Origin of the sequence: Mesorhizobium sp. M0317, from assembly GCF_040321555.1 — a bacterium.
GTDB lineage: Bacteria > Pseudomonadota > Alphaproteobacteria > Rhizobiales > Rhizobiaceae > Mesorhizobium.
On record NZ_JAMYRV010000117.1, the window covers coordinates 1 to 581 of the forward strand.

1 protein-coding gene is annotated in these 581 nt (G+C 63.2%); it reads left to right on the top strand.

The features are described 5' to 3' along the window. Window positions 1–20: 20 nt before the first annotated feature. Window positions 21–581, top strand: a 561-nt coding sequence (locus NKI88_RS31780) for a transposase (RefSeq protein WP_502909516.1), incomplete at its 3' end; no start/stop codon positions are given.

Consider the following 581-nt stretch of genomic DNA (forward strand, 5'->3'; position numbering starts at 1 on the left):
ACTGCCTTGGCAAGGTTGGCATGCGGGGCGTCGTGGCCTGGGCGGCGGCGAGCGGGATTGCCGACATTTCGGACGTGGCGTTGCTCGGCCGGCTGCGCAATGCAGGACCATGGCTGCAGCAGTTGATTGGGCACCTTTTGAAGCGCGAGGATGCAGGTTTGGCCAAAGGCCGACTAGTTCGCATCCTCGATGCGACAGCGGTTGCCAAGGCCGGTGCGTATGAGAAGAAGAACAATGGTCTTTGGCGCATGCACTGCGCCTTTGAGCTTGAGCGCGAGCAGTTCGACTTCATCGAGATCACCGATCAGAGCGAGGCCGAGTTGATCGACCGCGTGCCGGTGGTGGCGGGCGAGATCCGCATCGGTGACCGCGCCTATCTGCAGGCCGAGCGGATCGCCAAGGTGATGGCGCAAGGCGGCGATGTTGTTGTGCGCGCGTCGTGGAAAAACGCGCGATGGCTCGACGCCAACGGCAGGGCGTTCGATCTCATCGGCTACCTGGAGAGCTGCCGGGAGGAAGTCTGCGAAACGCCTGCCCGGCTGGCACTCAAGAAGGGCGAGCCTGTGAAGATGCGCCTGATC